Origin of the sequence: Thermococcus sp. (assembly GCF_015523185.1) — an archaeon.
In the GTDB taxonomy this organism is placed as follows: domain Archaea; phylum Methanobacteriota_B; class Thermococci; order Thermococcales; family Thermococcaceae; genus Thermococcus.
On record NZ_WAKV01000076.1, the window covers coordinates 18,525 to 43,602 of the forward strand.

The 25,078-nt window shown below is 50.4% G+C and carries 35 protein-coding genes and 1 tRNA gene; 11 read left to right on the top strand and 25 right to left on the bottom strand.

Going from position 1 to position 25,078, the window contains the following annotated elements:
* Positions 1–128: 128 nt before the first annotated feature.
* Positions 129–1,694, bottom strand: coding sequence for a sodium-dependent transporter (locus F7B33_RS08670; RefSeq protein WP_297065690.1), 1,566 nt, complete (start codon positions 1,692–1,694; stop codon positions 129–131).
* A 594-nt stretch (positions 1,695–2,288) separates the two neighbouring features.
* Between F7B33_RS08670 and gdhA the strand changes: the two genes are divergently transcribed.
* On the top strand, positions 2,289–3,554 hold the full coding sequence (gene gdhA / locus F7B33_RS08675) for a glutamate dehydrogenase (RefSeq protein ID WP_297074156.1): 1,266 nt from the start codon (positions 2,289–2,291) through the stop codon (positions 3,552–3,554).
* 56 nt (positions 3,555–3,610) lie between these two features.
* Here the strand turns inward: gdhA and F7B33_RS08680 are convergent, their stop codons facing one another.
* Positions 3,611–4,777, bottom strand: a complete 1,167-nt coding sequence (locus F7B33_RS08680; protein ID WP_297065733.1) for a hypothetical protein — start codon at positions 4,775–4,777, stop codon at positions 3,611–3,613.
* A 102-nt stretch (positions 4,778–4,879) separates the two neighbouring features.
* On the opposite strand from F7B33_RS08680, the gene psmB reads away from it, so the two are divergent.
* The 6 genes from psmB (at position 4,880) to F7B33_RS08710 (ending at position 9,718) form a co-directional block, all read left to right on the top strand.
* Complete coding sequence (gene psmB, locus F7B33_RS08685) at positions 4,880–5,488, top strand: archaeal proteasome endopeptidase complex subunit beta (protein ID WP_297074157.1); 609 nt, start codon at positions 4,880–4,882, stop codon at positions 5,486–5,488.
* Between the two features lie 10 nt (positions 5,489–5,498).
* The gene (locus F7B33_RS08690) at positions 5,499–7,445 is read left to right on the top strand and encodes a beta-CASP ribonuclease aCPSF1 (RefSeq protein WP_297065681.1); all 1,947 of its coding nucleotides are present in this window, start codon (positions 5,499–5,501) and stop codon (positions 7,443–7,445) included.
* 74 nt (positions 7,446–7,519) lie between these two features.
* Complete coding sequence (locus F7B33_RS08695) at positions 7,520–7,888, top strand: hypothetical protein (RefSeq protein WP_297074159.1); 369 nt, start codon at positions 7,520–7,522, stop codon at positions 7,886–7,888.
* Between the two features lie 4 nt (positions 7,889–7,892).
* On the top strand, positions 7,893–8,582 hold the full coding sequence (gene rpiA, locus F7B33_RS08700) for a ribose-5-phosphate isomerase RpiA (protein ID WP_297065672.1): 690 nt from the start codon (positions 7,893–7,895) through the stop codon (positions 8,580–8,582).
* 47 nt (positions 8,583–8,629) lie between these two features.
* Positions 8,630–8,865 (top strand) — tRNA-Leu (locus F7B33_RS08705).
* Positions 8,840–9,718 (top strand): integrase, encoded by an 879-nt coding sequence (locus tag F7B33_RS08710; RefSeq protein WP_297065669.1) that lies wholly within the window; start codon positions 8,840–8,842, stop codon positions 9,716–9,718. The genes F7B33_RS08705 and F7B33_RS08710 overlap by 26 nt, the downstream gene beginning before the upstream one ends.
* A 53-nt stretch (positions 9,719–9,771) precedes the next feature.
* Here the strand turns inward: F7B33_RS08710 and F7B33_RS08715 are convergent, their stop codons facing one another.
* The 20 genes from F7B33_RS08715 to F7B33_RS08810 all read right to left on the bottom strand — a co-directional run bounded on the left by F7B33_RS08715 (position 9,772) and on the right by F7B33_RS08810 (position 20,082).
* Positions 9,772–10,644 carry a hypothetical protein gene (locus F7B33_RS08715; RefSeq protein WP_297074160.1) on the bottom strand — a complete coding sequence of 291 codons (873 nt, stop codon included), beginning with the start codon at positions 10,642–10,644 and terminating at the stop codon, positions 9,772–9,774.
* A gap of 1 nt (position 10,645) precedes the next feature.
* Positions 10,646–10,888, bottom strand: a complete 243-nt coding sequence (locus F7B33_RS08720) for a hypothetical protein (protein WP_297074161.1) — start codon at positions 10,886–10,888, stop codon at positions 10,646–10,648.
* 4 nt (positions 10,889–10,892) lie between these two features.
* Positions 10,893–11,243, bottom strand: coding sequence for a hypothetical protein (locus tag F7B33_RS08725; protein ID WP_297074162.1), 351 nt, complete (start codon positions 11,241–11,243; stop codon positions 10,893–10,895).
* Positions 11,244–11,247: 4 nt separating this feature from the next.
* Positions 11,248–11,469, bottom strand: a complete 222-nt coding sequence (locus F7B33_RS08730) for a hypothetical protein (protein WP_297065657.1) — start codon at positions 11,467–11,469, stop codon at positions 11,248–11,250.
* On the bottom strand, positions 11,466–11,738 hold the full coding sequence (locus tag F7B33_RS08735; protein ID WP_297065654.1) for a hypothetical protein: 273 nt from the start codon (positions 11,736–11,738) through the stop codon (positions 11,466–11,468). The genes F7B33_RS08730 and F7B33_RS08735 overlap by 4 nt, the downstream gene beginning before the upstream one ends.
* A complete protein-coding gene (locus F7B33_RS08740) occupies positions 11,735–11,992 on the bottom strand; it encodes a hypothetical protein (RefSeq protein ID WP_297074163.1) in 258 nt (85 codons plus the stop codon). The genes F7B33_RS08735 and F7B33_RS08740 overlap by 4 nt, the downstream gene beginning before the upstream one ends.
* Positions 11,993–12,047: 55 nt before the next feature.
* Positions 12,048–12,800 (bottom strand): hypothetical protein, encoded by a 753-nt coding sequence (locus tag F7B33_RS08745; protein ID WP_297065648.1) that lies wholly within the window; start codon positions 12,798–12,800, stop codon positions 12,048–12,050.
* 6 nt (positions 12,801–12,806) lie between these two features.
* Positions 12,807–13,784: a hypothetical protein gene (locus tag F7B33_RS08750; protein WP_297065647.1), complete on the bottom strand. Its 978-nt coding sequence runs from the start codon at positions 13,782–13,784 to the stop codon at positions 12,807–12,809.
* Positions 13,785–13,786: 2 nt separating this feature from the next.
* Positions 13,787–14,449: a hypothetical protein gene (locus tag F7B33_RS08755; protein WP_297065644.1), complete on the bottom strand. Its 663-nt coding sequence runs from the start codon at positions 14,447–14,449 to the stop codon at positions 13,787–13,789.
* A gap of 164 nt (positions 14,450–14,613) precedes the next feature.
* A complete protein-coding gene (locus tag F7B33_RS08760) occupies positions 14,614–15,561 on the bottom strand; it encodes a hypothetical protein (RefSeq protein ID WP_297074164.1) in 948 nt (315 codons plus the stop codon).
* A 263-nt stretch (positions 15,562–15,824) separates the two neighbouring features.
* Positions 15,825–15,974, bottom strand: a complete 150-nt coding sequence (locus tag F7B33_RS08765; RefSeq protein ID WP_297074165.1) for a hypothetical protein — start codon at positions 15,972–15,974, stop codon at positions 15,825–15,827.
* Positions 15,975–15,979: 5 nt separating this feature from the next.
* Positions 15,980–16,459, bottom strand: coding sequence for a putative toxin-antitoxin system toxin component, PIN family (locus F7B33_RS08770; RefSeq protein ID WP_297074167.1), 480 nt, complete (start codon positions 16,457–16,459; stop codon positions 15,980–15,982).
* A 1-nt stretch (position 16,460) separates the two neighbouring features.
* On the bottom strand, positions 16,461–16,799 hold the full coding sequence (locus F7B33_RS08775; protein WP_297074168.1) for a hypothetical protein: 339 nt from the start codon (positions 16,797–16,799) through the stop codon (positions 16,461–16,463).
* A 51-nt stretch (positions 16,800–16,850) separates the two neighbouring features.
* Positions 16,851–17,207 (bottom strand): type II toxin-antitoxin system VapC family toxin, encoded by a 357-nt coding sequence (locus F7B33_RS08780; RefSeq protein ID WP_297074171.1) that lies wholly within the window; start codon positions 17,205–17,207, stop codon positions 16,851–16,853.
* A complete protein-coding gene (locus F7B33_RS08785; RefSeq protein ID WP_297074172.1) occupies positions 17,200–17,391 on the bottom strand; it encodes a hypothetical protein in 192 nt (63 codons plus the stop codon). The genes F7B33_RS08780 and F7B33_RS08785 overlap by 8 nt, the downstream gene beginning before the upstream one ends.
* Before the next feature lie 200 nt (positions 17,392–17,591).
* A complete protein-coding gene (locus F7B33_RS08790; RefSeq protein ID WP_297074174.1) occupies positions 17,592–17,834 on the bottom strand; it encodes a hypothetical protein in 243 nt (80 codons plus the stop codon).
* A complete protein-coding gene (locus F7B33_RS08795; RefSeq protein ID WP_297074175.1) occupies positions 17,834–18,535 on the bottom strand; it encodes an ATPase in 702 nt (233 codons plus the stop codon). Before F7B33_RS08795 ends, F7B33_RS08790 begins: the two co-directional genes overlap by 1 nt.
* 23 nt (positions 18,536–18,558) lie before the next feature.
* Positions 18,559–19,206: a hypothetical protein gene (locus F7B33_RS08800; RefSeq protein WP_297074177.1), complete on the bottom strand. Its 648-nt coding sequence runs from the start codon at positions 19,204–19,206 to the stop codon at positions 18,559–18,561.
* Positions 19,199–19,474: a hypothetical protein gene (locus F7B33_RS08805; RefSeq protein WP_297074189.1), complete on the bottom strand. Its 276-nt coding sequence runs from the start codon at positions 19,472–19,474 to the stop codon at positions 19,199–19,201. The genes F7B33_RS08800 and F7B33_RS08805 overlap by 8 nt, the downstream gene beginning before the upstream one ends.
* A 2-nt stretch (positions 19,475–19,476) precedes the next feature.
* Positions 19,477–20,082: a hypothetical protein gene (locus tag F7B33_RS08810; RefSeq protein WP_297074178.1), complete on the bottom strand. Its 606-nt coding sequence runs from the start codon at positions 20,080–20,082 to the stop codon at positions 19,477–19,479.
* Between the two features lie 166 nt (positions 20,083–20,248).
* On the opposite strand from F7B33_RS08810, the gene F7B33_RS08815 reads away from it, so the two are divergent.
* The 3 genes from F7B33_RS08815 to F7B33_RS08825 are packed head-to-tail and all read left to right on the top strand — an operon-like array spanning position 20,249 to position 20,935.
* The gene (locus F7B33_RS08815; protein WP_297074179.1) at positions 20,249–20,395 is read left to right on the top strand and encodes a hypothetical protein; all 147 of its coding nucleotides are present in this window, start codon (positions 20,249–20,251) and stop codon (positions 20,393–20,395) included.
* Positions 20,392–20,577: a hypothetical protein gene (locus F7B33_RS08820; RefSeq protein ID WP_297074180.1), complete on the top strand. Its 186-nt coding sequence runs from the start codon at positions 20,392–20,394 to the stop codon at positions 20,575–20,577. Before F7B33_RS08815 ends, F7B33_RS08820 begins: the two co-directional genes overlap by 4 nt.
* Positions 20,546–20,935 carry a PIN domain-containing protein gene (locus F7B33_RS08825; protein ID WP_297074181.1) on the top strand — a complete coding sequence of 130 codons (390 nt, stop codon included), beginning with the start codon at positions 20,546–20,548 and terminating at the stop codon, positions 20,933–20,935. Before F7B33_RS08820 ends, F7B33_RS08825 begins: the two co-directional genes overlap by 32 nt.
* Positions 20,936–20,947: 12 nt before the next feature.
* On the opposite strand, the gene F7B33_RS08830 is transcribed toward F7B33_RS08825, so the two are convergent.
* Positions 20,948–23,605, bottom strand: coding sequence for a hypothetical protein (locus F7B33_RS08830; RefSeq protein WP_297074182.1), 2,658 nt, complete (start codon positions 23,603–23,605; stop codon positions 20,948–20,950).
* 38 nt (positions 23,606–23,643) lie between these two features.
* The gene (locus F7B33_RS08835; protein WP_297074184.1) at positions 23,644–23,832 is read right to left on the bottom strand and encodes a hypothetical protein; all 189 of its coding nucleotides are present in this window, start codon (positions 23,830–23,832) and stop codon (positions 23,644–23,646) included.
* 152 nt (positions 23,833–23,984) lie between these two features.
* Here F7B33_RS08835 and F7B33_RS08840 point away from each other — a divergent pair, with 152 nt between their 5' ends.
* Positions 23,985–24,380, top strand: a complete 396-nt coding sequence (locus tag F7B33_RS08840; RefSeq protein ID WP_297074185.1) for a hypothetical protein — start codon at positions 23,985–23,987, stop codon at positions 24,378–24,380.
* 10 nt (positions 24,381–24,390) lie between these two features.
* Here F7B33_RS08840 and F7B33_RS08845 read toward each other — a convergent pair whose 3' ends face one another.
* Entirely contained in the window at positions 24,391–24,903 is a 513-nt protein-coding gene (locus F7B33_RS08845) for a hypothetical protein (protein WP_297074187.1), read from the bottom strand.
* Positions 24,904–25,078 lie beyond the last annotated feature (175 nt).

Consider the following 25,078-nt stretch of genomic DNA (forward strand, 5'->3'; position numbering starts at 1 on the left):
AGGGGGTTTAAGACCCTTGCCCCTGTTTCTCGGCTTCAAGGAGCCTTCCTATGCTCCAGAACATCATTGCAAAAATTACAAACCATGCGAAGAGCATGTAGATAACCCAGCTCCCCATTTCTACCACCTCAGACCTTTATCAGCACCTCGTTTCTCTTGATTTCCTCGCCGTACTTCTTCTTAATGGCAAAGTACGTTTCGATAGCTCCAATGATGAACATTATTATAATCACTGCACCGACGGTTGGAGGTATTCCTCCGCTGACGAAGCCCTTGAACGTTCCAACCAACGGGATAAGCAGGAATATTGGTGCCACGATGAGGGTTATCCACTTGTAGAACGTTGGTATCTTAACATAAGCCCCCTTGTGGAGTTCCTCCCAGAAGTTGTCTGGCTTGAACAGATACACTGCAACTATGATGTCAATGAGTGCCAACAGGGTCAGCTGGAAGCTTATCCAGTTGTCAAGCGGTGTAACATATTTGTCAAGGCCAATGTATATGACCGGCAGTCCAAGAATGAAGTACATTATCAGAACTAACCACGTCCCAACGTTCCTCTTGATTCCAAGGTCCTCTTCAAAGAGGGCCACGAGGTAGTTGTACATCGCTATTGCCGACGTCCATCCTGCGAACCACAGGAGCAGGAACCACAGTGCGCCGAAGAACCTTCCAATCTGTCCCATGCTGACGAATGCGTTTGGCAGGCTGGTGTAAGCAAAGCCAAGGCCAAACTTGTGGCCTATCCATGATAGGGCGGCGCTCTTGCCCTGGGCAAGCACATCAGGTGGCACTATCTTTGGAGCGTAGGCGGTTGCGAGGGGTATTGCAAGTGAACCACCGAGAACAACCTCTGCAAACTCGTTGAGCGAAACCGTTGCAATGCCTGAGAGGGCGACGTCATCGTTTGGCCCGAGATAACTTGCGTAGTTCTGTATTATACCCATACCGAGGGAAAGCGTGAAGAATATCTGTCCCGATGCCGCGAGCATAACCGCCGCGAAGTGCTCCTTGAGGTAAGCCCAGTTTGGAGTCCAGATGAAGGCAAAACCGTCGAGGGTGCTCCAGTTAGGGTCAATCGGGGAACCAAGAACGAAGACATATCCGACCATTATGATGGCAAAGACATACAGTAATGGCATCATTATCTTGACCCACTTCTCAATACCCTTGCTGACACCTCTTCCAACCGCTATGGCTATGGTAACTATTGTGATACCCCAGAACAGGAAAACTTCAGCGTGGTTGTTGAGGTAGTTGGTGAAAAACTGTCCTGTGTTCTTGCCGAAGTATGCTCCGGTAATGCTGAACCACGTGTACGCGGCAGACCAGCCTATAAGGTGCAGGTAGTAGCTGTTGAGCAGTGTAACCCCGGCAAAAGCTACCATACCGCTGATTATTCCCATTATGAGGGCGCTCCTTGGCTTAAGGCTCTCCCTTGCCATGAGGTAATAACTGGGACCGAGTGTTCCGTGACCGTATTTACCTCCGTACCTTCCGGCAACCCATTCAACCCACATGATGGGTATTCCTAGGAAGAACAGTGCTAGGAAGTACGGCACCATGAATGCGCCGCCACCGTTCTGGGCAACCTGCGTTGGGAATCTGACGAAGTTACCCAGTCCGACTGCGTTTCCAGCCATAGCAAGAATTAAACCAATCTTGGTTGCCCATTGGTCTCTCTGTTGCTCCATTTTTAATCACCTCCATTCAGGAGTGAATTATATCGGTGGGTACCCCTCCAAAGAGGGGCACTATGTATAAAGGTTATCATCGTTTAAAAAGCTTTTTGCATCTCTTTTTCTACAAAAAACGTTTTACTCTGCCGTAAAATATTATGAAACGCCCTGATTGTCATTCTTTCATAAATTCCCCCTCCCGCGCTTTTATCTGTTACATAATGACAAATAGCTTTAGAATCAACCTGCTAATATGACAAAATAAAACATGAGGTATAGTTCAAGAAAGGGTTTTAAACTGTTCTGTTCAACACAAGGCGCCCGATGATTGGAACGAGAGTGAGCTGACGGGGTGATGACCGACTTCTCGCTGAGGGTTTTTCATTGTTTTCCATCATTGGATTTTAGTGTTCACTAATGTCCATAAAATCTTGGATGTACATCCCTCTTTTTGGCTAAAAATTTCGGGAGCGCTTTTTATTTCCCCGAAAATTTAAGATGCTAACTTTTTGTTGAAAACAGGGCGTTTTCCTTCCTTCTTTCCCGAAAGGTTTATATATGCAAACGCCTAAAGTAACCTCGCAGATTACCGAAACTGAGGTGATAGAAATGGTCGAGATTGACCCCTTTGAGATGGCCGTTAAGCAGCTTGAAAGGGCCGCCCAGTTCATGGACATAAGTGAGGAGGCCCTTGAGTGGCTCAAGAGGCCTATGAGGATTGTTGAGGTTAGTGTCCCCGTTGAGATGGACGACGGTTCTGTTAAGGTCTTCACAGGTTTCCGCGTTCAGCACAACTGGGCGAGAGGGCCAACAAAGGGTGGCATTCGCTGGCACCCGGCCGAGACACTCAGCACCGTTAAGGCCCTGGCAACATGGATGACCTGGAAGGTTGCAGTCGTTGACCTCCCCTACGGTGGCGGTAAGGGTGGTATCATCGTTGACCCGAAGAAGCTCAGCGAGAGGGAACAGGAGAGGCTCGCCCGCTCATATATAAGGGCCGTTTACGACGTCATCGGCCCGTGGACCGACATTCCGGCCCCTGACGTTTACACCAACCCCAAGATAATGGCCTGGATGATGGACGAGTATGAGACCATAATGAGGCGCAAGGGCCCGGCCTTTGGTGTCATAACTGGAAAGCCGCCCGGAGTTGGTGGTATCATCGCTAGGATGGACGCAACTGCCAGAGGCGCCGCCTTCACCATTAGAGAAGCCGCCAAGGCCCTCGGCTGGGACGAGCTGAAGGGCAAGACCATAGCCATACAAGGCTACGGTAACGCCGGTTACTACCTCCACAAGATAATGAGCGAGGAGTTCGGCATGAAGGTAGTCGCCGTAAGTGACAGCAAGGGCGGTATCTACAACCCCGACGGGCTCCCGCCGGCTGACGAGGTTCTCAAGTGGAAGAAGGAGCACGGCTCAGTTAAGGACATGCCCGGAACTCAGAACATAACCAATGAGGAGCTCCTCGAGCTTGAGGTTGACATTCTCGCCCCCGCGGCCATTGAGGGCGTTATAACCAAGGAAAACGCCGACAAGGTTAAGGCCAAGATTGTCGCCGAGGTTGCCAACGGACCCGTTACTCCGGAGGCCGATGAGATACTCCACGAGAAGGGCATCCTCCAGATTCCGGACTTCCTCTGTAACGCCGGTGGTGTCACCGTCAGCTACTTCGAGTGGGTCCAGAACATCAACGGCTTCTACTGGACGGTCGAAGAGACCAGGAAGAGGCTCGACGACAAGATGACCAAGGCCTTTTGGGACGTCTTCAACACCCATAAGGAGAAGAACATCCACATGAGGGATGCAGCTTACGTCGTAGCTGTCCAGAGGGTCTACGAGGCCATGAAGCACCGCGGATGGGTCAAGAAGTGATTTTTCTCCCCTTTTCTTCTCAATTCTCCCCAGGTTTTTGAGAATAAAAGAAAAAATCAGCCCTTTGTCCAGTAGTCTTTTTCCTCGACCATAGCCCGTATCATCTCATCCTCGTTCCGAAACATCGTCCTCCTTGAGGGATTCTGCATGCCGTAGAACTCCATGAAGGGACTGGGCCTCCTCTTGAAGGGATAATAGAGGTATATGGCCGCAAGCGTTCTATATGCCTCTGCCATCTCGCTAACAACTCCAGCGGAAACCCCTTCGGCGTAGTGGTAGACCGCTATCGCCCTGCTGACATCAACGAGATTGAAATCGCGCTCGACGAGCTGTCTCCTGAGTATCTCGGTGGCCTGCTCTATGTCCTCCCTCTCAAGTTCATCAACTTCGTTGCCGTCGAGAAGGTGCTTTATCCTGATTTTCTTTACGTTCGGGTTTTTCATGACCTGGTTGTCGTACTCTGCCACAACCCACCAGTCGTCCAGAGCTCCGGGGTCGAGAACGGTAAAGTGCTCGCTCAGTTTGTTGTAGAAGTCCCTAACGCGGTGGTAGTACTCTTCTTCGTGTCCCGTCATCGGGTAACTGAGATAGACGAGTGGCTTTTCCTTTTCCCGGAATATCAGGTCGAGGAAGACCTCATAGGGATGTCTTATGCCGAACTGGAGGATGTAGCGGACGTTTATGCCCTCCTTCTTGAGCTCGTGGACGAGCGTTTTGACGTGGTTTATGGCATCTTCACGCCACATGACGAGGGTGGTGAGCTTTATATTATCCGGGTTGTTTCCGAAGCGCTCGAACCACTCTGGGTCGTTTATTATTCTCCTCCTTACCGAGAGTACGTCATCCAGGACTATTATCACCCTGTTAGGTTTCAGGAGCTTTAAATTACTGAGGGTGAAACCTATAACGCTTCCGCTACCCCAGCGGAAGAGGCTTGGCGTTGATACGAGGTGAAACACCTTGTCGCTCCCGTCTATCTCGTTCCTTATCCTCTCGAAGGCTTCATCACGGATTTCGTTCATCAAGTCCTGATGGCTTATCGCAAAGTCGAGGACGTTTTTCCTAGTTATCTTAACCCCCCTCTCCTTTCCAACCTCGCGGAGGTATTCAAAGACGTGGTAGTAGACGTAGCTCTCCCCGCTGGCCCTTTCAAGGGCTTCACTTAGGTACTCGTCGCGCCCGTTCAAAGGTGGGCCGGTTAGTAGTATTATCTCTTTCTCCATGGCAGCCACCTGAGGGAGTTGGGCGAAACCTTTAAATACTCTTTCTATAAGCGGGGTTCAGAGGTTCTTCTATTCTAAAAACCAACTCCAGGGGTGTTGTAGTTGACTGAGAACCTAAAGGGAACCACTACCGTCGGTGTAGTTTGCAGGGACGGTGTAGTTTTAGCCGCCGACAGGAGGGCGTCGCTGGGCAACATGGTGCTTTCTGAGGGCGTCACAAAGGTCTTCCAGATAGACGAGCACCTGGCCCTGGCAGGGGCTGGAAGCGTCGGTGACATACTCAGCCTCGTAAGGCTCCTTCGCGCTGAGGCAAAGCTCTACCGTGCGAGGGTCGGTAGAGAGATGAGCGTTAGAGCCTTAGCAACTTTAACGGCAAACATACTTCACGGAAGCAGGTTCATGCCCTACTTCGGCTGGTTTCTCATAGCCGGTTACGACGAGAAGCCAGCGCTCTTCTCTATCGACATGGCCGGTGGCGTCACGGAGGACAAGTTCACCGCCGCCGGTTCCGGAATGGAGTTCGCCTTCTCGATACTCGAGGAGAACTACCGCGATGACCTCTCACTTGAAGATGGAATAAGGCTCGCCCTCAAGGCGATAAAGGCATCCACCAGAAGGGACGTTTTCACCGGAGGTGGGGTTACGCTGGTTACCGTGACGAAGGACGGCTACCGCGAGTGGACTGAGGAGGAGCTAAAAGCGCTGTTCTGAGGTGAGGACGTTGATTCGGAGGGAGACATACGTTGACGAGATACTCAAGGATATCCGAGAAGTAATAAGCCAGATGGTTCCGCCGAATGCCAGAATAACGGACGTTGAGTTCGAGGGGCCAGAGCTGGTCATCTACACAAAGAACCCCGAAGCTATAATGAAGGATGGCGAGCTCATACGGAACCTCGCGAAGGTCCTCAAGAAGAGGATAAGCGTTCGCCCGGACCCGGACATTTTGATTCCCCCAGAAAAGGCCGAGGAGATGATAAAAGAGCTCGTTCCAGAGGAGGCCGAGATAACCAATATCAGCTTCGACCCCTCCGTTGGCGAGGTTCTGATAGAGGCCAAGAAGCCAGGACTAGTGATAGGCAAGAACGGTGAGACCCTCCGGTTAATCACGCAGAAGGTTCACTGGGCGCCGAGGGTCGTCAGGACCCCACCGCTCCAAAGCCAGACGATTTATTCTATAAGACAGATTCTCCAGAACGAGAGCAAGGACAGGAGGAAGTTCCTTAGGCATGTCGGCAGGAACATCTACCGCAAGTCTGAATACAAGAGCCGGTGGATTAGGATTACCGGCCTTGGAGGTTTCCGCGAGGTCGGAAGGAGTGCCCTTCTGGTTCAGACCGACGAGAGCTACGTTTTGGTTGACTTTGGAGTGAACATAGCCGCGATGAAAGACCCGCTTAGGGCGTTTCCTCATTTCGACGCTCCCGAATTCCGCTACGTTCTTGATGAGGGTTTGCTTGATGCGATAATTATAACCCACGCCCACCTTGACCACAGCGGAATGCTCCCCTACCTCTTCCGCTACAAACTCTTCGACGGGCCTATCTACACAACCCCGCCGACAAGGGACCTAATGACCCTCCTCCAGCAGGACTTCATAGAAATTCAGCACATGAACGGTGTCGAGCCCCTGTACAGGCCAAGGGACATCAAGGAGGTCATAAAACACACCATAACCCTGGACTACGGCGAGGTCAGGGACATAGCCCCGGACATAAGGCTGACCCTCCACAACGCCGGCCACATACTTGGCTCGGCGATAGTCCACCTCCACATAGGCAACGGCCTGCACAACATAGCAATCACCGGCGACTTCAAGTTCATCCCGACTAGGCTCTTCGAGCCCGCTGTGAGCAGGTTCCCGAGGCTTGAGACCCTCGTCATGGAGTCAACCTACGGTGGGAGCAACGACTACCAGATGCCCCGTGAAGAGGCCGAGAAGAAGCTCATAGAGGTCATAAGGGAGACGATTAAACGCGGTGGAAAGGTTCTCATTCCAGCGATGGCCGTTGGAAGGGCTCAGGAGATAATGATGGTTCTTGAGGAGTACGCTAGAGTCGGGGGAATAGATGTTCCGATTTACCTCGACGGAATGATTTGGGAGGCAACCGCTATTCACACCGCCTATCCGGAATACCTCAGCAAGAGCCTCCGCGAGCAGATATTCCACGAGGGCTACAACCCGTTTCTCAATCCAATATTCAAGAGCGTGGCCAACAGCAGGGAGAGGCAGGACATCATAGACAGTGGCGAGCCCGCGATAATCATAGCAACATCGGGTATGCTCGTCGGCGGGCCGAGCGTTGAGTACTTCAAACAGCTTGCCCCCGACCCGAAGAACAGCATAATCTTTGTCAGCTATCAGGCGGAGGGAACGCTCGGAAGGCAAGTTCAGAGGGGCCTGAGGGAAATTCCGCTCATCGGCGAGGACGGAAGGACGGAAGTGGTCCAGGTCAACATGGAGGTTCACACGATAGACGGCTTCTCCGGTCACGCCGACAGGAGGGAGCTCATAAGCTACGTCGCAAGGGTCAGGCCGAGGCCTGAGAGAATTATCACAGTCCACGGCGAGGCCCACAAGTGCCTTGATTTGAGCTCGAGCATCCACAGGAAGTTCGGCATATCAACGCGCGCCCCTAACAACCTCGATGCCATAAGGCTCAAGTGAGGGCCTTGCTGAGCCCTTTCTCTTTTCGATAACGTTTTAAATATCCTCCACAACAGCCTCTTAGGTGGGAGAACGTGAAGATAGAGTACAAGTTCTCTTTCGCGGTTTATTTATGGGGCATTATCACTGGCATAATCAGCGGAGTGCTGGCGTATTACAACAGAAGCGCATGGATAATCGGTTTCCTGCTTTACCTCATCATAGACAAGTTCGTCATGGCACTAATCAAAGAACTTCCCCCAGACGTTCCAGACGAAAGGGCGATACTCAGAAAGGCCTTTTGGGGCTGGCTGTTGTTCTGGCTGTACTTCACAATGCTCAGCTATTCGGTGGCAATAAACTTCCAGCCGGTCTGTTACTCAAACCAGAGCCTCCTCTACAAGCTCGTTCATAACGGAACCGCCAAGATAAAATGTGTATTCAATGCCACTCTCTCGGGGTGATTGCATGAACGTTGAGGAGATGAAAAAGGCAGTCGCCAAGGAAGCCCTTAGGCTTATTGAGGACGAGATGGTCGTTGGCCTCGGAACTGGTTCGACTACCGCATACTTCATCAGATACCTGGGAAAGCTCATAATGGAAGGGGAACTTGAGGATGTTTACGGCGTTCCCACATCGTATCAGGCAAGGCTTCTTGCCCTTGAATCCGGTGTCCCGGTGGTAGGCCTCGACGAAGTTGACGCGATAGACATAGCCGTTGACGGTGCCGATGAAGTTGACCCCCACATGAACCTCATCAAGGGGCGCGGTGGTGCCCTGACAATGGAGAAAATCATCGAATACCGGGCGGGAATGTTCGTTGTCCTTGTTGACGAGAGCAAGCTCGTTGAGTGGCTCGGGCAAAAAATGCCGGTTCCAATTGAGGTCATTCCTTCCGCCTGGAGGGCCATAGCGGAGGAGATAGAGGTCTTTAATGCTACTGCTGAGCTTAGAATGGCGGAGAAGAAGGACGGGCCGGTAGTTACGGACAACGGCAACTTCATACTTGACGCGAGGTTCCACCGCATTGATGACCCCCTCGACCTTGAGATAGAGCTCAACAACATTCCAGGAGTCGTGGAGAACGGTATCTTCGCTGACATAGCGGACCTCGTTCTGGTCGGCACAAAGGAAGGGGTTAGGAGAATGGAGCGCTGAGGAAGCAAGGTTTATAAACATTAAATCCTCTCCAATCCTTCGAGGGTGCGGGGGTTGCCGAGCCTGGTCAAAGGCGGTGGACTCAAGATACTCTTCTTTCCCCCAATAAAGGCCTCTCCAGTCAGGATGACAACAAAGAAGAGCCGAGCACCGATAACGTTTTTACAGGAAAGGCTTTGATAGACTCAACGGCCAAAATCCATTATGGTCGTGACAGGCAGAAATACGCAGAATGGGTGAAGAGGCGCACGCCGAGCATGGCCAAGAAATACATCCCCCTGCTGGACAAGTACCTCTGGGGAAAGAAGGCCAACACTCCCGAGGAGCTAAGGAGGATTGTTGAGTCAATCCCGCCGACAAAGAGAGGCAACCCCAACCGCCACGCCTACCTCGCGATACGGAGTTACATCAACTTCTTGGTTGATACTGGAAGAATCAGAAAGAGCGAGGCCATTGACTTCAAGGCTGTCATCCCGAACATCAAGACCAACGCGAGAGCCGAGTCAGCCAAGGTGATAACCCCCGAGGACATTAGGGAGATGTTCAAGCAGTTAAAGGGTAAGAACGAGACGATTCTAAGAGCTCGCAGGCTCTACCTCAAGCTTCTCGCCTTCACCGGTCTCCGTGGCGATGAAGTTAGAGAACTGCTGAACCAGTTTGATCCGAGGGTTGTAGATGAAACCTTCAAGGCCTTTGGCCTGCCAGAGGAGTGGCGGGAGAAGATAGCGGTTTACGATATGGAAAGAGTCAAACTGCCGACCAGGAAGCATGGGACAAAGAGGGGATACGTGGCTATGTTTCCGGTGGAGTTGCTTCCGGAGCTGGAGTGGTTTAGAACCACGGGGTATAAGCTGACGGCTGATAACTCCGATAAACACAAGCTTTTCAGGGATTACAAGAAGGTGAAGGATCTTGCCTTGCTGAGGAAGTTCTGGCAGAACTTTATGAACGATAACGTGATGACGACTGTTCCAAACCCGCCGGCCGATGCGTTCCACCTGATCGAGTTCCTCCAGGGACGCGCTCCGAAGAACGTTGGTGGCAGGAACTACCGCTGGAACGTGAAGAATGCGGTGAGGATCTATTATTACATGGTAGACAAGCTGAAAGAAGAGCTTGGAATTTTAGAGCTCTGAAAGGCATGTTCGTCCAGCATGAGAACCACCTCCCCAAGGAAAAAAGAAGAGGTTTAGAACTTGTTAAAAATGTAAACTGCATCAATCCATAAATACGATGCATGACATGCACCATTGGAGATGTATATCTTAACCCAGTCTGCCGAATTTAGACTAATTATTGCTTTGTTCCAACTGCTGGGTGGGGTGTAATCCGCATTGGGTAAGTGTTGAGAGTTCTCCCACACTTCGAATCTGTGAGAACCATCGCCAGACGATTTGGTTACTACTAAAAGGATCTTATCCGTGATGTTAGAGTTATCAGACTTGTCCTTAAAGTACATTGAAATATTACCGCTTCCACTGCATGTAGATGACTTATAGTATTCAATCGAGTTTTGGTGTAGAACGCCTTCGTCTAAGGATACATATACATAGCCACTACGAGATGTTGATAGGTTCACTCTTCCTAGATCAAAGTCAAAACCCCACAAGTTTGATATTGTAGTCTTATCCCTGTCTAACTTATCAAAAAGCACGACATCTTCCGGGTAATCAGCACTTCCCCACGTTCCATCGCTTTGTTGTATGAACACATAGGCCGTGACGTTCACTGTATCCTCTGATACCTGTCCAGTAAAATCAGAGTTTTTATAATAAGTTATCTTCAGCTGTAGCGAGTCTTTGGTAGTTTCAGTTGGAATATTTGAGGTTACCAAAGTGAGGGTTTCTAAGACGTTAGCTCCAGCGTTCAGTGTTCCGCTCTTTTCCGTCGTCCCATCATCAAAAGTCCATCCAAGACTCCCCTGATTGGCAATCGTAATCTTGTAATAAAGTGTTGCGTTCCATATGCTCGCTATGTTCAGTTTCACCCCGGCTGAAAGCTGAGTTAAGTTGTTTTCAGCGTTGAACTTAGCCGTCCCAGTAATCACATTATACGTGACCATGTTAGCTCACCTCCAAAGCCAATCCAAAAGTGTTAACATGCGGGAAACTCCTAATGGCGTTTCCATTAACACTAAAGGCGACTGCATGTGGGAAACTCCGAACAGTTTTACCATCTGTTTTGAATGCGAGCGTATGAGGGTAAGACATCACTGCTTTACCCATTATGCTTCCTGAACTTATTCCCCCAATTTCAGCGACTTTGGGAAGAACTACTCCACCACCAACGCCTTTAATCAACAGCATACTCTCACCTCCCCGGAATGTAGCTCACGTTCACGATGACGCTGTCGCTGATTGAAGTCAACGAGCCTCCAGGCTCGACCTCGATGATAACCTCTCTCAACGGGTTCGCTGGGATTGGCTGGATGAAGATTTGGCCGTTCAGTCCCTTGTAGAACTTCGCGCTCCAGAACGGTTTAGGGTCTTCTTTCCTCCTTACCTTGACGATCACGTAATCGTCGTTTCCGTGGCTGACACTTATTGCGGTTATGTAGCTCAGCGTTCCAAAATCCACTTCATGACTCCTCTCGCCGTCGGCCAGCTCGACGACGGCATTATCAGCCGGCTCGAAGTAGGCATTCACGTTCATCTCGCTCATACTATCACCTCTTTCGTCTCCCCAACCAGGTTGCGAGCTTAATCACGAAGACGATGCCGAGAAGGGGAAGGAGTGCTTTCCACCAGTCGGCCTTCTTTGTCTGTTCCCTCTTCCCCTTCTCGGTTTGTTCCCGCTCCTTTTTCGGAAGTGTGATTCCAGCCTTTCCGCCGGCCGATGCAGGCACGGCTGTCGGCATGGTGAAGTCAATGAGGTTCACGCCATTCATTTCTTCATCCTCCTCAGTCTCTTCTCATACTCTCTCACTATCGCGTACGCCTTCCTCTTCTTTCCGGCCAGCTTCTCGCTCCTCTTGATGACAGTTGTTCTGAGGAAGACTAAGCGCCTCATCGCAGTACTGTAGGGAATTCTTCCCCGTTTGAAATCCGCGAGAATGGCCTTGCAGATGTCCCGGACTTCCCTAAGGTTGTCAAGACCCTTCTTTCCTGTGTCCTTAACGCGCTTTCCGAGGTAAATGTTTCTGTTCTTTCTGCTCATGCTCTCGCCTCCTTTGAGAGACTCCCTTCAATCCGGCTCAGGCGCTTCTCATGGTTGAAGAGACGCTCTTCCAGGTCGTCAATGCGCGCGATGATATCTTTCAAGACTCTCTCATTTGCCTTGGCAGTTATTGACGCCGTGGTGACCGCCGTGACAATGGGGGTTATTATCATGAACAGTAGGTTGATGTCCTCTGGAGTCATACCCTCAGCCTCCTCCTGAACTTCTCCTGGTAAATCATGAAGGCTATCCATAAAATGAAGAGAATGAAAGCATCAATGATGGCCTCTGTATCTAGCTTCATGTTTTTCACTTCCTTAAAAGTGAGTAGAGGATTGCAATTCCCAAAACTGCCAAGATACCTTTTTTCAAGTTTGTTTCGTGAGTTTTGTTTTCTTGAGGTAAAATCCCATTAGCAATTACTGAACCCTGTTGTGAGATAAACTGAGGGTGGGGAATGATATGAGTGGGATTATATCTTCTAAGGACGATGGATTTATTGGTTTCTATAGATTCATGTTCTGCTGGTTTACTCGGCTGGCTTTTAAGTTGATGCTGTTGCTTTTGAGGAGGAGATATTTCTTTGTTAGCTCTCCCACAGTGGTTCTTTTCCCATGCTTCGTATAAACTAAGGATGTCATCCTGGAATCTTATTAGCTTACAGGGAATAGCCACAAGATACCATCCTTCGTATCCTGGGTAGGTTAAGTGAACTGTCTCAATGTGAACTCCTTTTTGCCACGCTTCAAGTATCACAACTGGAAGCAGAGAAGGTGGTTGAGTGTTAAATCTCACCCAACCATGAATTGGTATCCTGCTGATGACTACCTTTTTATCAAGTATTTTGTACCAACCAATTAAATACGCTTTGCCTACGTCCATACCTACGTTTATTGTAAGGAACTTTGTAACGTCTAAACTCCAGTCAAATGAATCGGGGTCGAAGTATTCCCACTTACACTTTACCCTATCAAACCTGCGTGGAACTTTCACAACGTTCTTTTTCAGTTTTTTCTTTATTGCCTCTAGTAGCAATAACTCAAGTTTGGGGTCTCTAGCCATATGTAATCACCTCACAAAGATATCTCTCTTCCAGATAGGTTGAATAGAGATATCTCTATTCCAGATAGGTTTAGGCATCGGCAAAACTCTTCTAGTTTTAATATCAAAATACTCTCCATTCTCTACTGGTAATAATCCCCTTGCAGCTGAGGAACCTCCAATTACGGGAGTGTATTCGATGCTGATTCCTCCTGGAGTCTTCGGATAAACCTTCTTTATTAACTCCTCAGATTTCTTGAGGGGTAGCTGGTAAGACTTTAACCAAGAAGGTCCTGAATTGTAGGCATCAAAAACAGGCGTTGCCTTGTCGGGATTCTGCTTTTTCCATTCTTCTTTCTTCCTTTCGAGCTCCATACCATACTTGACAATCTGGTCGAGACTCATCTGGCTCGGGTCCTTACCTTCTGCTTTCAAAGCCGCTTTAACCCCCTCAAGCCAGGCGTTGAACTGCGCGTAAGTCGAGAAACCATACTTTCTCGCAAGACAGTCCTCCCTCGTAAGGACCTCTCCACTAGCGTACTGACATTTGACCATGTTGTTCACTACCGTCTCGGTGTAGGTCCCGCCGTGGAAGACTTTAGTCTCTCCCGGCATGATGTCCTGGCCATGCTTTCTCAAAATCCCCTGTTTGATTTTTGAGGTGTCCACACCGGTTCCGGGACCCCACTGAGCTCCACCGTAGTGGAGGTCAGTCATGGCCTTGTTGTACTCTGGAGTGTTCTGCTTGCCGGTCAGGGTTCCTTCCACTATCGTTTCAATGTCCTTAGCAGTTTTCTTGAACTTCTCTGGAGCATCAGAAGGGTTGAGGTCATTGAGCATATTTTGAAGGTCCTCTTTTGCCTCGCTTAGCTTCTTCTCAAGGTCACCCCCTAGGTCCTTGAAGAGACCGAAGAGTTTGTAGAGCACGTAAATTATCGCGAGAAATCCTGCCAGATACATCAGGAGCTCCAGTAGTCCCGTATAGTCCTTGGAAATAGCATTCATTCTCACCGCCTCCTTACGAAGTAAAGAACCGCCAAGGCCGCGATAGCGAGGCCGACCTTCTTGAGGTCAATCTTCTTCGGTTTCTGCTCTCGGACGCTGGTAACGTGGACGGTGTGAGGCTCAGCGTTGGTTGGAACTCTCGTCGCCACAATGGTCGGCTTTGGTTCAGGCTTTGGAACGCTCTTAATTCCAGTATTCCGCTCAAGCTTTTCAAGGACAGGTTTAGGAGTGGGTGGCGTGGTTGATGTCTTCTTCCCAGTGTTTTTTTCAACTCTAACTTTGATGATTTGGTTGTACTCGGATAGGTGGGATACTCTGCTCTGAACTCTTTTTTCGACTTCTTCATAATGCTTCTGATAAATGCTCCCGAAATACGCCAAATCCCTCCTTGCCGAGCGAAGTGACTCGCCTGCTCTTGCAATCATTAGCTCATTGTACAGCATACAAAGCGCCTTGTTTGTCACTGGATCCTTCTTCCAGAAGAAGCTCTCAGGATTACACCCGGACATAGCCATGTCCCAGCCAATGCTCCTAAAATAGCGGTCAACTTTCATAAGGTCTTCATGACTCCACTGTTTAGGGTCTGCGGGAACGCCAAGCTTTCTCTTAATCTCCTCTTTTTTCTTCAAGGCTTCTAAATCACTCTGCTTATAAATTCGAGTCACGACCAATTTAATCACCCCGAGAACTGATTTAAGCCTCTGATTCAAGCCAGCTGATTAAAAAAGAAAGAGAAGTTCACCTTCTCCTGCGAGTCCTTTTTCTGCGAGTCCTTCTGGAACAGCGACTCCTGCGGTGGGTTCTTTTCTTCCTCGCCATACCCACCACCTCAGAGACTGATAACCTGCGGGTTCATCTCGTGGCTTATGTAGCGAATCTTACCCGCGGCACTGGTCTTAAGCGCAATCTTGAACGTTCCGCTGGCCTCCTCTCTAAGGTCGAGGCCTCCAGGTATAACCTCCTGGTCGTAGTCAAACATCGTCATTCCTGTCGGAACACTCGAAAGCTTATACTGAATCTTGTCCAGCTCGCGGCTGGTGGCGTAGTCAATCTTGTAAAGCTCAATCCTCGCCGGCCTCGTCCTGACAAGCGCGTACTTGTCAACTATGTCGGCACGGTTACCGTTCTCGTCGTAGAAGACGAGAAGCGCGCGCTTAAGAACTGAACCGACCGGAAGCTCAAATATCTCAGTAAGTTCTCCGAGCGCATTGAAGCTCTTCTCGATAGCGTAAACCTTCGGCTCCTCGATGAAAATCTCACCATATTCAGGACCCGCGTAGGCCATAACGTACTCTTCCCCGCTCTCATAAACCTCTTTATCCAGAGTTATCTTTATGCTCGCGTCGCTGAGGGTTACTTTATCGGCCACGTTAGTGTTCCACTCGACTTTCAGTTGAAGCTGGTCCTTTATGAGTGCATGAATCTTCCCAGCGTCTAGCATTATGAGAAACTGAACGTTAGTCGTCCCACCCGCAGGAACGGAAACCGTGTCGTCGAGGTTAAGCGCCTTCCCGTGAGTGTCATAAACATTCAGGTAAGCGATGTCCGAACCTCTCAGCGCGTAGTGGACGACATTACCGTTGCTAACGACCCTTATCTCATTGATGGCCTTAAGAACGTCCTCCATGCTAACGGTGGCGGCATTAGCCGTGTCCGAGTTGCTGAGGGTCAGGTTCGCGAGAAGCGCAATGCTATCAATAACCCCGTTGCGCGGGATGTCAACGCTCTTCACCTGCATGGTGAGAACGTCATCCAGAGTTTCCTTCACCTTATACACTTTTTTCACCCCCTGTTACTCGCTCCCGCGCGTTCAGGCCTTCAGCATCTTCTTAAGCCACTTCTCCCAGACGAAGAGTGCTGCCAGAACACTCAGCATGTTTACCAGAAAGTCTCCCGTAAAGATTTCCTTCCAGTCCATCTCGCTCACCTCGCAGTTTTTTCTCGCTGAGGCCGTAAGGCCTCGCCATAGAATAAGCTCCCAGGATATTTAAGCGATGTAACTAAAAACTGAAGAAAAGTGGAGAAACTGGAGAAAAAGGCCTAACTCGCGTTTTTCCTGGCCTGATGATACAGATGCTTGATAACCATGCTCACCGAAACGTCCTTCTCGCTCACGCCGAGCTTCCTCACCAGCTCGCTCCTAACTCTCTCAACAATCTCCCTCGCCTCGCGGTCGAGGTAAACACCCATCCCACTCACCTCAAGACCTCTCTCACAAACTCTCTAGCTCTCAGAATTTTAACCTTTCTCCCGTCAAAACGATAAGTTTTAGTTGCTTCATCCCTCATTTGGACAATGTGCTTCGTGTTTTCTGAGATGATGTAATCCACCTTCTTGGCATAAGCAACGTCAAAGAACTTGGCATCGCTAGGGTCCTTCAACTTCCCGAGGAACTCAGGGTCATTGGAAAACTTCCGCCGGGGACGAACCATGATGCTCTTGCTTAATACAAGAGTGAGAATGTACTCAGCAACGTTTGGCCTTCCAATCTCACCACTGATTCCAAGCACCTTTGCCTGCATTTCTTCGGCGATTTCTTTTGAAATAAAATTAATAATCTCCCCTCTTCGCAATGCCTTTAAAACCTGCCACGCCGGAGAACGTCTGGGATTTTTAGTCTTCAGCGCACTAATCAAAACAGAAGTGTCCAAAACAACCCTGATTTTACCGGCCATCTTAGACAACCCCTAACTCTCTCAGCTTCACCTCAATGCGTTTAAACTTCCTAAAACTCCTTTCTCCAACCTTCATTAGCGTTTCAAGGCTCTGCCTAACAGGTTCAGAATCCTCCAGCTCCTTTTCTATCTCTCGCTCCCAGCGCTCCAGCTCATCATCACTTATCCTCTTAGCCTTTTTCTCTATTTCCCGCATACGCTGATGCATCTCAAAAAACCACACTATGTCTTCTGGCCTCTCGTGAATCTTCCTCGCGAGCTGGACAATCCACTCACTAAACGCCTCCTGCGTCTCCCGCCTCTGAAAAAGCTTTATCACCCTCTCTACATCGGACGCCATAGTGCATCCCAAATTAAACTCTACGGCGAAATATAAAACATTAACCTAAAACTAAGTCTTTAGTTTCACACCAAACTTCTCAAGCCTCTTAAAGTGCTTAACGTTCTTCGTCCACACAACGTAACCTTTAACAACTGCCGTCGCACCAATCAGAAGGTCTGCATCTTCCAAAAGCTCCCCTTTCTCTTTCAATTTCCTGTACATCTTTGAAGCCATGAGAAGAGTGAGATTATCAAGGCCTTCAACCTTGAAAATCTTTTCCAGACGCTTAAGAACTGCCACTCGCTTCTTCTCTCCCCTAATTCCCCTGGTGAACTCGAAGAGAGTTATAACTGAAATCCCTGAGCCTGCGTATTCCTCCAACTTTCTCTTCTTGTAAAGGTCAATTAGAACGCTCGTGTCAATCAATATCCCCGAAGTCCCTGAATGAGACCCTCTTTTTTGACTCCTTCTCGATTTCATTTAACTCCTCCTCCGAAAGGAGCTCATACAACTCTCTCGCGACTTTCCTAACCTCAAGAACACGCTTAATCTCGCTTTTAAGCTCCTTCTCGGGTATTGAAGCTCCATAAATCTTAACCTTAACTCTCACCCGAAGCCACCTCCACTCTCACCCGAATATTCTTTAATTCTTCCTCACTGACCCCTTTCTCCCGCAAGTACCTCAAAACGGCCAGTCTCACCAACTTTCGAAACTCCTTAATATCCATGTCTCGCGGAACAGTAACGACAACCTCGCTCACTTCTCTCTTTGTAGTGGCCAAATCTCCCCCACCCCGGAGTAGGTTTGTCTTATCCCGTATAAAACCCTAACGCCAGCCAGACCAGGACGGCTAGGCCGTAAATGTAACCGAGCAGGAACTCCACAACATCCCCCACCGTGGCCGTCGGGTCCTCAGGCTCGCGAACCTCATAGGCCGTGAAGATTACCAGGACCAGCAGGCTCCAACCCAACAGGAACGCACTGAAAAAACCGAGAACCGCATGGAAAAGGGAATTCCGATCGTCAAAAAGGTAAACTCTCGCCATAAGCATCACCCAAAATGCCTCGTCCGCCTGATCACCAGCTCCCTCTTAATAATCCGCGTCTTGTTCGGCGGGATAAACTCAATCAAATCATGCTCCCTCAACCTATCATTCAACTCCGAGAACCCGGGAACCATACGGTTCAGGTAGACAATGTCATTCGGCACGTAGTGCTGGAAAATAAAATGCCTCTGCGCCTGCCTAAAAAGCAACTTCGGAAAGTCCGCGATGGACTGAGTTATGGCCACAGTGTAAAGCCTCCCGTCACGGCCTTCTCGGAAGAGCTGTTCCAACTCCTTCCCCGGCCTCCTCGAAGAAGGATTATAACGATGCGCCTCCTCCACCACGATAACCCTGTCCCTGTCCCTCCTGAAGATCTCGTCCAGCAGAGGCTTGTAGTACTGCTCGACCAGGCCTTCCACACCAATCCTGTTGATAGTCCCCCTCGTCGGAACCACCAGCACCTGGTCAAAGTCGAGGAGCTTACGCCAATTATACCGCTTCCCCACCATTATCTTGAGCAGCTTAACACCCTTCAACTGCACCAGGCCGAGGTGATTCTTCACCTTCGTGTCCAGAACGATAAACCTCCGGTTCCGTTCCCACGCCTGCTCCACCAGCCATCCCGCAAAGTAACTCTTCCCGCTCCCAGTATTCCCGTAGATTAAATCAATGCTCCACGGCGGAATATCAACGTCCAGAATCGCCAAGGTATCACCTCCAGAAAAAGAGATTAAGAGCCGAGGTTCTTCCGAATCTTCGCCAGAAGCTCACTCTCAGGTTCCTCAGGCTCCTTCGGTTTGGCGCTCTCACGCAAAACCTCCATCTCAGTCTTCACCGGCCTTTCTTCTTTCCTGGTCTCGCTCGAAACTTCCTTCGCCGAGGTCCTAGACGAGGAAACCTTCGACTCCTGGCCTTTCCCGCCAGCCTTGGCCTTCTTCACCGCACTCTTATACATCCACGTCAGGAACAGCAGGGACCCAGCACCGACCAGCAGGCCGAACTTCCCGCTTACCTGCAGAACCTGACCCTCAACCTTCTCCATGTACCAGAGACCGGAGTTAAGGCTCGGCCTTCCAATCTCCCACCAGATGGAGAAGTCCACATCAACCCCTGCTTCTTTCGCCTTCCTCTCCAGCGTCCTCACGTAGTAGTTGGCTAAAACCGTAAGCTGGTGGTCCTTCTCGGCGAACTCATCCAACCTCGCGTTAAACTCCTCCTCGCTCATCAGGCCAGGACGCTCGGCAACCTCCTCGACCTCGGCCTCCTCCTCATTGAGTAGCTCCTCGACCTCCTCGAGGTCCTTATCCACGTCCTCGACCAGGGAAGTAATGTCCTTCTCGTCCAGGACGACCTCCTGAGTTACAACCTCCTCACTCATCGCCAACCACCCTAAAGCTCGCGATAAGCCTAAGCTTCCTCTCCTTCCCCAGCTCGATGACCAGCGAATTCCTCTCCGCCACGTGCTTCACCTTCGCCTTGCCGAGGAGAGTCATGATGGCATCCTGAAAGTCTCCGCTCTCAGGAGGCTCAACATCCGTCTCGTTCAAAGCCTCCAGCAGGGAATCAACCCACTCGCTGAGCCTCTTCACCTTCACAGCCGTAACAGGGTTCGCCATCGCCATGGCTAACTTCGCCTTGTCAAACATCCTCAACTCCTCCCGAGGTTTCTCTCAATCTTCCCGAGAACAGGACTCCTCACGACCGGTTTCTCCCCATCATCCGGAAGGTCCTTCACAGAACCAAGCCTTTTCAAATGCCTGAACATTTCATCGAACCAGCCAACCTTGTACAGGTAGTAAGCAAACGCCAGGCCGACCAGGACGGCACCGGCCTTCCAGCTCAGCTTGGGGATTTTGAACCGTTTCACCTTTTCACCCTTCACCTTCTCCTCCGGCTTTTCACCTTTCTTCACCCGGGTGGTTTTGGGTGAATCACCAGATTTCACCGGTTTATCCTCGCGCTTCACCTCCTGTTTTCCCTCTTCAACCTCGAGGTTCACCACCTTGGCCGTCTCCTCGGCCTTCTTTTCGGCCTCACCTTCCTCACCCTTTGCCTCGCTCTCCTTCTTCGCCTCACGCTTCCCCAGAATCTTCTCGCGCTCCTCCTCAGGAAGCTTCAGAAACTCCTCGTAGGGAACGACTCTCTTAGACTTGCACACAGAACACTGAGGCTTCTTGGCCTTGCTCCAGAACTTGTTCCCACATCTCAAACACACGTAAAGCTTCCTCCCGTTCGCATCCTCCACCAGTCTCACCACCCTTCAACCAGTCTCGCGAGAGAACTCCCTCAATCACCAATTTTCACCCTCCACCATTTAAGCAGTGTAGCAAAAAACTGGAGAAACCGGGAGATTTCTCCACACCTTCTACAACGGAAAAGTTAATCTATCACCAGCTCACACTCATATATGGTGAGAAAACATGACGACTGTAAAGGTCAAAGTCAAAATCCCCTCCGAATGGAGCAAAGACTTCACCCGGGACTTCAAGACCTTCCTCAAAGAATACCTCGAAGCCGCAGGCTACTCAACGAAAGGCCTGAAAGTAAGAAAGGTGACGACGAAATGACCAGCAAAAAGAACACGACAGAGGTAACCCTGCTCATAGAAACCCCCGAGAAAGTCCCAAAAGACATGATAACCGAGGCTCTCAAAGAATACCTCCAAAGGAAAAAGACCGCCGAGAAACTCTACAAGCTCCTGGAGAGGTTTGATTGGGATGCCATCGAAGACAAGAAGGCCAAAAAGTAAAATCCTCGCCGACACGAGCGTCCTCATAAAACTCGCGAGAAAACGACAACTTCACAAGCACTACTTCAACATCTCCATAATCACCGTCCTCGAATTCGTTAGGGGAGCAAGAACCCAAAAAGAAGCCGTCCAATTCCTCAAACTCCTTCAGGAGTTATACCACATAGAACCCATAGACGACCACATAACCCTCGTTTACTGGGAAGCCTTTAGAAAAGTAAGGAGGTCCATAGAGGACAACGACCTCCTCATCGGAGCAACGGCCATAGCAAGGAACTACACCCTCTGGACCGCAAACGAAAAACACTTCAAACCCCTCCAAAGCCTCGGCCTCAAAATCAAAACATGGAAAGAATAAACTAAAGCCACCTCACGCCTTCGACGAAAGAATTAACCCATCCTCACGCTCAACAACCAACCCCCTCTCACGCGCCAGCTCAACAGCATACCTCGCCTTCTCCTTCTCGACGCCAAGGCTCTCCAAGAAATCCAGCACCTCGCCGAGAGGGACCTTTGAATAATACCTATGAAGCTTCTCCATAACCTCCTCAACCTTCCTCAAAAGCTCAAGCTCTTCTTTACTCGCCTGCGCCTCAATCTCCCCAAACACTGACCAGTCCACATCACCATCACCCCACGACCTAATGGCCGCCGTGAACACCTCCTCAGCAGCTAAAACATCCTTCAACTCCACCCTATCGGAAAGCCTCAGCAGAGCGTTCGCCAACGCCAGCCTCTTAAGAATCCCACGAAGTCTCATCGAATACTTGAACCCAGCATTCGCCAACGCCCTGTTCACCGCCATACCAAACCGCTTAATCTCCTGCCGAGCCTCATCCGTAAACACAGGCCTAAGCTCGCGAACGTAGAGAAACAGCTTCCTCAACAGCTCCTCCGGAATCTCCCTCTGAACCTCACCAGCCTCAAACCTGTCCTGGTGCTCATAGATGGCCTCAATAACCCGCTCATCCCTCGGCTGACGCAGGACAAAAATCACATCAAACCTATCCAAGAGCGAAGAAGGTAAAGTAATCTGCTCAAACACCCCCTTGTAGTCATTGAAGTAACCACCAATCGGGTTCGCCACAGCAACAACGCTCTCCATAGTCTTGAGCGTTGTCGAGATTGAGGCCTTAGAAAACGGCACCAAGCCATAACTCATGCCACTGTGCATCCTAGCATAATCCTCAGCCTTCGCCTTCTCGAACTCATCGAGCGCAAGGACAAAGCCATTGGCGCGAACCATCAGGCCACCGCGGAAGACCCACTCACCCGTGAGTTCCTCCCGCTCAGGCATGCCAATAAGGCCAGCACCACTCAAATTAGCTCCATCCCCATAAACCGCCACCGTGATGTTCTGAATATCCCTGATAATCCTGCTCTTCCCCGTCCCCTTATCGCCAACCGCCAAGACGTTAATCCACAGCCTCTCATCACCGGGACCCAACTCCTTCGGACTCGCAATCGCGTAAACCACAGCCTTCTTGAAAAACCACAGCTCCAGCAAAAGGTCCTTATCCGCAAAAATCTGCGGAGCCAGAGACCGAGCCACCGCATCAGGAAGACCATCCCCGTACCTCTCCCTCAGCTTCCTGACCTCGGCAATGTCCTCCTCCGACAGCTCAACAGGTTCAGCATCAAGGAACTCCACATGCAGGACCTCCAGAACCATATCATTATTCTGCCTCCTGTTCTTATGCACCGTATCCCTCAACACCCCCGTGACCAGGACACGGTCACCCGGCGAAAGAGAAACATCAGGCCGAAGCATGTAGGCCGAGACCTTCGACGGTTGCTCCTTATTCCCAAGGTCCTCAACCATGTCCTGAAGCGAGAAGAAGATGATGTCCTTAACCACACTCTTCCGCGGGTCCACGAACAAATTCCTCGAACCACACGCCTCACACTTCGCCGGCCACTCCACCTTCGCCACAGGGTCCTGCACACGAACCATCTCATGCCCGCAATCCCTGCACACGAAAACCATCTTCTCATAGAACAACTTCTTCCTGCTCGTGACCCCCGAGACCATAGCCCTGACAGTAACCATCTTCCCCAGCTCCCTATCACGGAGGTCCTTCACCCGAACAGCCTCACCAACATTCGTGAAGCGAACACCATAATCCCCCGGCTCAAGCATGAGATAATCCCTACGGAAAACCCTCAGCGCAGTCTCAAAAACCTCCACCGCCATCTCGGGGTCATCCACAACGACCTCCGCCAGCTCAGGGTTGTAAGAACGCAGTTCCTGCCAGTCAATCAGGAGATAATCCTTGTGTGTAAACGTAGCCAAGTCAATGACCTTCTGCTTGTAAACGTTCGAGTAGAAATCAATGACAGCCTCAACCAGCCTCTCCTTATCAGCCTCCCTAAGCTCCTCCTGTTTTTGGAGGACCTCACGCTCCTTAGCCAGAACTAAGTATTTGTTCCAAATCAGCTCCTTCGTCTTCTCCATCAAGCGGTAGTACCTGACTCCAGTAATCGAATCCTTCCTCTTATAGACCATAGAAGAGTTGTTCACCGCGACCATTGCTTTCTTTAGTGAACTGTGAGAGAGTTGCTGGCCGAGCAGTTTCTCCGACCACTGGAGTGTCAGCTCTTTCAGTTCCTGTGCTGATAACTCATCATGAGTCAGAAGGACGTAGAATGGAACGACCTTATACGGCCTGTCTATCGTGTCTATAGTTTCTCTGATTGCCTTAAGAAGCAATGAAATGTTTTCTTTTCCAGCGTTTTCATCCGAGTTTTCATGATTCCCAGCGTTTGGGAACGTGGGAATTTCGGATGTTAGAGTTCCCAACCCATTTTGGGAACTCTTGGGAACTTGGGAATTTTCCGTTCCCGTTCCCAATGTGTGTATATACTCCTCTAGCTCTGCGATGGGGACTGTGTCGTCTTCATCATACCCGAGTGCTTTAGCAACATTGATGAGTGAGTTCGGCAGGGTCTTCACTTCTACCTCGGTCTTCCCCTTCTCCTTCAGCATGTGGATTATTCCCAAAGCGAACTGGACGTTAATCTCGCTCATCTCAACCACCTCCGTCTCGCGGGGAAGAAAAGAAAGATTCACGAGTCCTCAACCTGTGTAGATCTGAGCAGACGGGTGATCTCGTGGCGGTACCTGTTCGCGGTATGGGACTGCTCGCGCAGGTACTTCAACAACAGCTCGTCGCTCCCGAACACCATTGTGCTGTCGTATTCCCAAAGGAGAGTGTTCTCGTTGAACCTGTACCTCACCACAAGCCATTCCGTCACTTCTTCCCCCTCCCTGCCTCCCTGAGGAGTATTCCGATCGGCAGGCCGAGGAAGATACCAAAGAGGAAGCCGATCAGGAAGAAGATTGGGTCCATGCTATCACCTCCGAAAGGGTTAAGTTGTCAAAAATCGAAAGCTCGGCTGGTGGTGTGATGTCGGAGGCCGAGGAGCTGAAGAAGGACCTGGAGGAGATCGACAAACTGATGGAGGAGGAGTCCAAGACGAACCCCGAGTACGAGCTTAGGCAGATCCAGGTCTTCTTTGATGGTGTTGAGAGGCTGTTGGACAAGTATTTGGAGTACAAGAAGTCTATGTTTCCGCAGGAGAAGGACCTTGAGCGGATGAAGTACCGGTACTGGATGGTGGTTACACTGGGGGTAACTGCACTTGTTACCGTGGTCTTGATAATGATATTTTTTCTCTCTACCAAGCGGATTATGAGCAGTGAGGGGGTGTCATTTCTCCTTGGTACGATTGTGGGATACCTCTTCAGCACGCTCACGATGGTGATAAACGGCCTGCTGAAGCCTGATAAGCAAGAGGGATGATTCATGAACCTCACCTTCCCACCAGCTCGCGGATGAACTTCACCATTCCCCTCGGAGAGTAGCGTTTCGCCTTCTCCAGTGGAAGGAGAACCACTTTTCTTCCATCCGAGAGCTCGCGCCTTATGGCGAGGCCTTTCTCAACCTTCCAGACGAGCCATTTTGTCCTGGTCTTCACAATGTAGTAAGCGGGAACACCGATGAAGTTGCTAAGGTCCTCAAGGAATGTGTATTGAGGCTCGTCAAACATTGCGTAGCCGTCGCTCTCCTGGAGCTGGTACCTGCTCTTTACCTCGAGGATGGCCGATGGCAGGCCGGCCTTGAAGTCCCAAAGAATGAGGTCAACGTCGAAGAGGCCGAGCCTTGTGAGGCCGTATTCTTCCTTGGCCTCCTCGAGGAGGTCTGAGAATTCTTCGTGAGCGTCGAAGCCGTGGAGCTGGTTGATTATTGCCGAAACCGTCCTGCGCCTGAGCCTCCGTATTTCGTGGCTGGTGGTGATGAGGTTCCGCCTGTCGCCGTCGCTCATGCGTCTCCCTCCTCACTGTCGAAGGAATTTTCTCCTTGAGAGTCGAAGATTTCTTCGCTCAGGTCCTCGGCGAAAGAATCTTCGTCTTCAGGCAGATCCCCAAGGAATTCCCTGAGTTCCTGAGGGTCGGCGAAGTACTCGTCAACTTCCCCAAAATCCTCCCAGTCGAAAGAAT

What these genes read in the sequence shown, in the direction of transcription:
- F7B33_RS08765 (WP_297074165.1), bottom strand. Translation starts at nt 15,974, where the DNA reads ATGGGTGTTTACCTCGACCGCGAGGCGAGGGAGATTGTTGAGAGAGTT.
- F7B33_RS08725 (WP_297074162.1), bottom strand. Translation starts at nt 11,243, where the DNA reads ATGAGCGAGATGAACGTGAATGCCTACTTCGAGCCGGCTGATAATGCC.
- F7B33_RS08740 (WP_297074163.1), bottom strand. Translation starts at nt 11,992, where the DNA reads ATGGATAGCCTTCATGATTTACCAGGAGAAGTTCAGGAGGAGGCTGAG.
- F7B33_RS08845 (WP_297074187.1), bottom strand. Translation starts at nt 24,903, where the DNA reads ATGAGCGACGGCGACAGGCGGAACCTCATCACCACCAGCCACGAAATA.
- F7B33_RS08815 (WP_297074179.1), top strand. Translation starts at nt 20,249, where the DNA reads ATGACGACTGTAAAGGTCAAAGTCAAAATCCCCTCCGAATGGAGCAAA.
- F7B33_RS08730 (WP_297065657.1), bottom strand. Translation starts at nt 11,469, where the DNA reads ATGAATGGCGTGAACCTCATTGACTTCACCATGCCGACAGCCGTGCCT.
- F7B33_RS08825 (WP_297074181.1), top strand. Translation starts at nt 20,546, where the DNA reads ATGCCATCGAAGACAAGAAGGCCAAAAAGTAAAATCCTCGCCGACACG.
- F7B33_RS08720 (WP_297074161.1), bottom strand. Translation starts at nt 10,888, where the DNA reads ATGCTGTTGATTAAAGGCGTTGGTGGTGGAGTAGTTCTTCCCAAAGTC.
- F7B33_RS08750 (WP_297065647.1), bottom strand. Translation starts at nt 13,784, where the DNA reads ATGAATGCTATTTCCAAGGACTATACGGGACTACTGGAGCTCCTGATG.
- F7B33_RS08800 (WP_297074177.1), bottom strand. Translation starts at nt 19,206, where the DNA reads ATGAGTGAGGAGGTTGTAACTCAGGAGGTCGTCCTGGACGAGAAGGAC.
- rpiA (WP_297065672.1), top strand. Translation starts at nt 7,893, where the DNA reads ATGAACGTTGAGGAGATGAAAAAGGCAGTCGCCAAGGAAGCCCTTAGG.
- F7B33_RS08670 (WP_297065690.1), bottom strand. Translation starts at nt 1,694, where the DNA reads ATGGAGCAACAGAGAGACCAATGGGCAACCAAGATTGGTTTAATTCTT.
- F7B33_RS08805 (WP_297074189.1), bottom strand. Translation starts at nt 19,474, where the DNA reads ATGTTTGACAAGGCGAAGTTAGCCATGGCGATGGCGAACCCTGTTACG.
- F7B33_RS08775 (WP_297074168.1), bottom strand. Translation starts at nt 16,799, where the DNA reads ATGGCGTCCGATGTAGAGAGGGTGATAAAGCTTTTTCAGAGGCGGGAG.
- F7B33_RS08735 (WP_297065654.1), bottom strand. Translation starts at nt 11,738, where the DNA reads ATGAGCAGAAAGAACAGAAACATTTACCTCGGAAAGCGCGTTAAGGAC.
- F7B33_RS08710 (WP_297065669.1), top strand. Translation starts at nt 8,840, where the DNA reads ATGGCCAAGAAATACATCCCCCTGCTGGACAAGTACCTCTGGGGAAAG.
- F7B33_RS08715 (WP_297074160.1), bottom strand. Translation starts at nt 10,644, where the DNA reads ATGGTCACGTATAATGTGATTACTGGGACGGCTAAGTTCAACGCTGAA.
- F7B33_RS08680 (WP_297065733.1), bottom strand. Translation starts at nt 4,777, where the DNA reads ATGGAGAAAGAGATAATACTACTAACCGGCCCACCTTTGAACGGGCGC.
- gdhA (WP_297074156.1), top strand. Translation starts at nt 2,289, where the DNA reads ATGGTCGAGATTGACCCCTTTGAGATGGCCGTTAAGCAGCTTGAAAGG.
- F7B33_RS08745 (WP_297065648.1), bottom strand. Translation starts at nt 12,800, where the DNA reads ATGGCTAGAGACCCCAAACTTGAGTTATTGCTACTAGAGGCAATAAAG.
- F7B33_RS08830 (WP_297074182.1), bottom strand. Translation starts at nt 23,605, where the DNA reads ATGAGCGAGATTAACGTCCAGTTCGCTTTGGGAATAATCCACATGCTG.
- F7B33_RS08770 (WP_297074167.1), bottom strand. Translation starts at nt 16,459, where the DNA reads ATGGCCGGTAAAATCAGGGTTGTTTTGGACACTTCTGTTTTGATTAGT.
- F7B33_RS08790 (WP_297074174.1), bottom strand. Translation starts at nt 17,834, where the DNA reads ATGCTTATGGCGAGAGTTTACCTTTTTGACGATCGGAATTCCCTTTTC.
- F7B33_RS08820 (WP_297074180.1), top strand. Translation starts at nt 20,392, where the DNA reads ATGACCAGCAAAAAGAACACGACAGAGGTAACCCTGCTCATAGAAACC.
- F7B33_RS08840 (WP_297074185.1), top strand. Translation starts at nt 23,985, where the DNA reads ATGTCGGAGGCCGAGGAGCTGAAGAAGGACCTGGAGGAGATCGACAAA.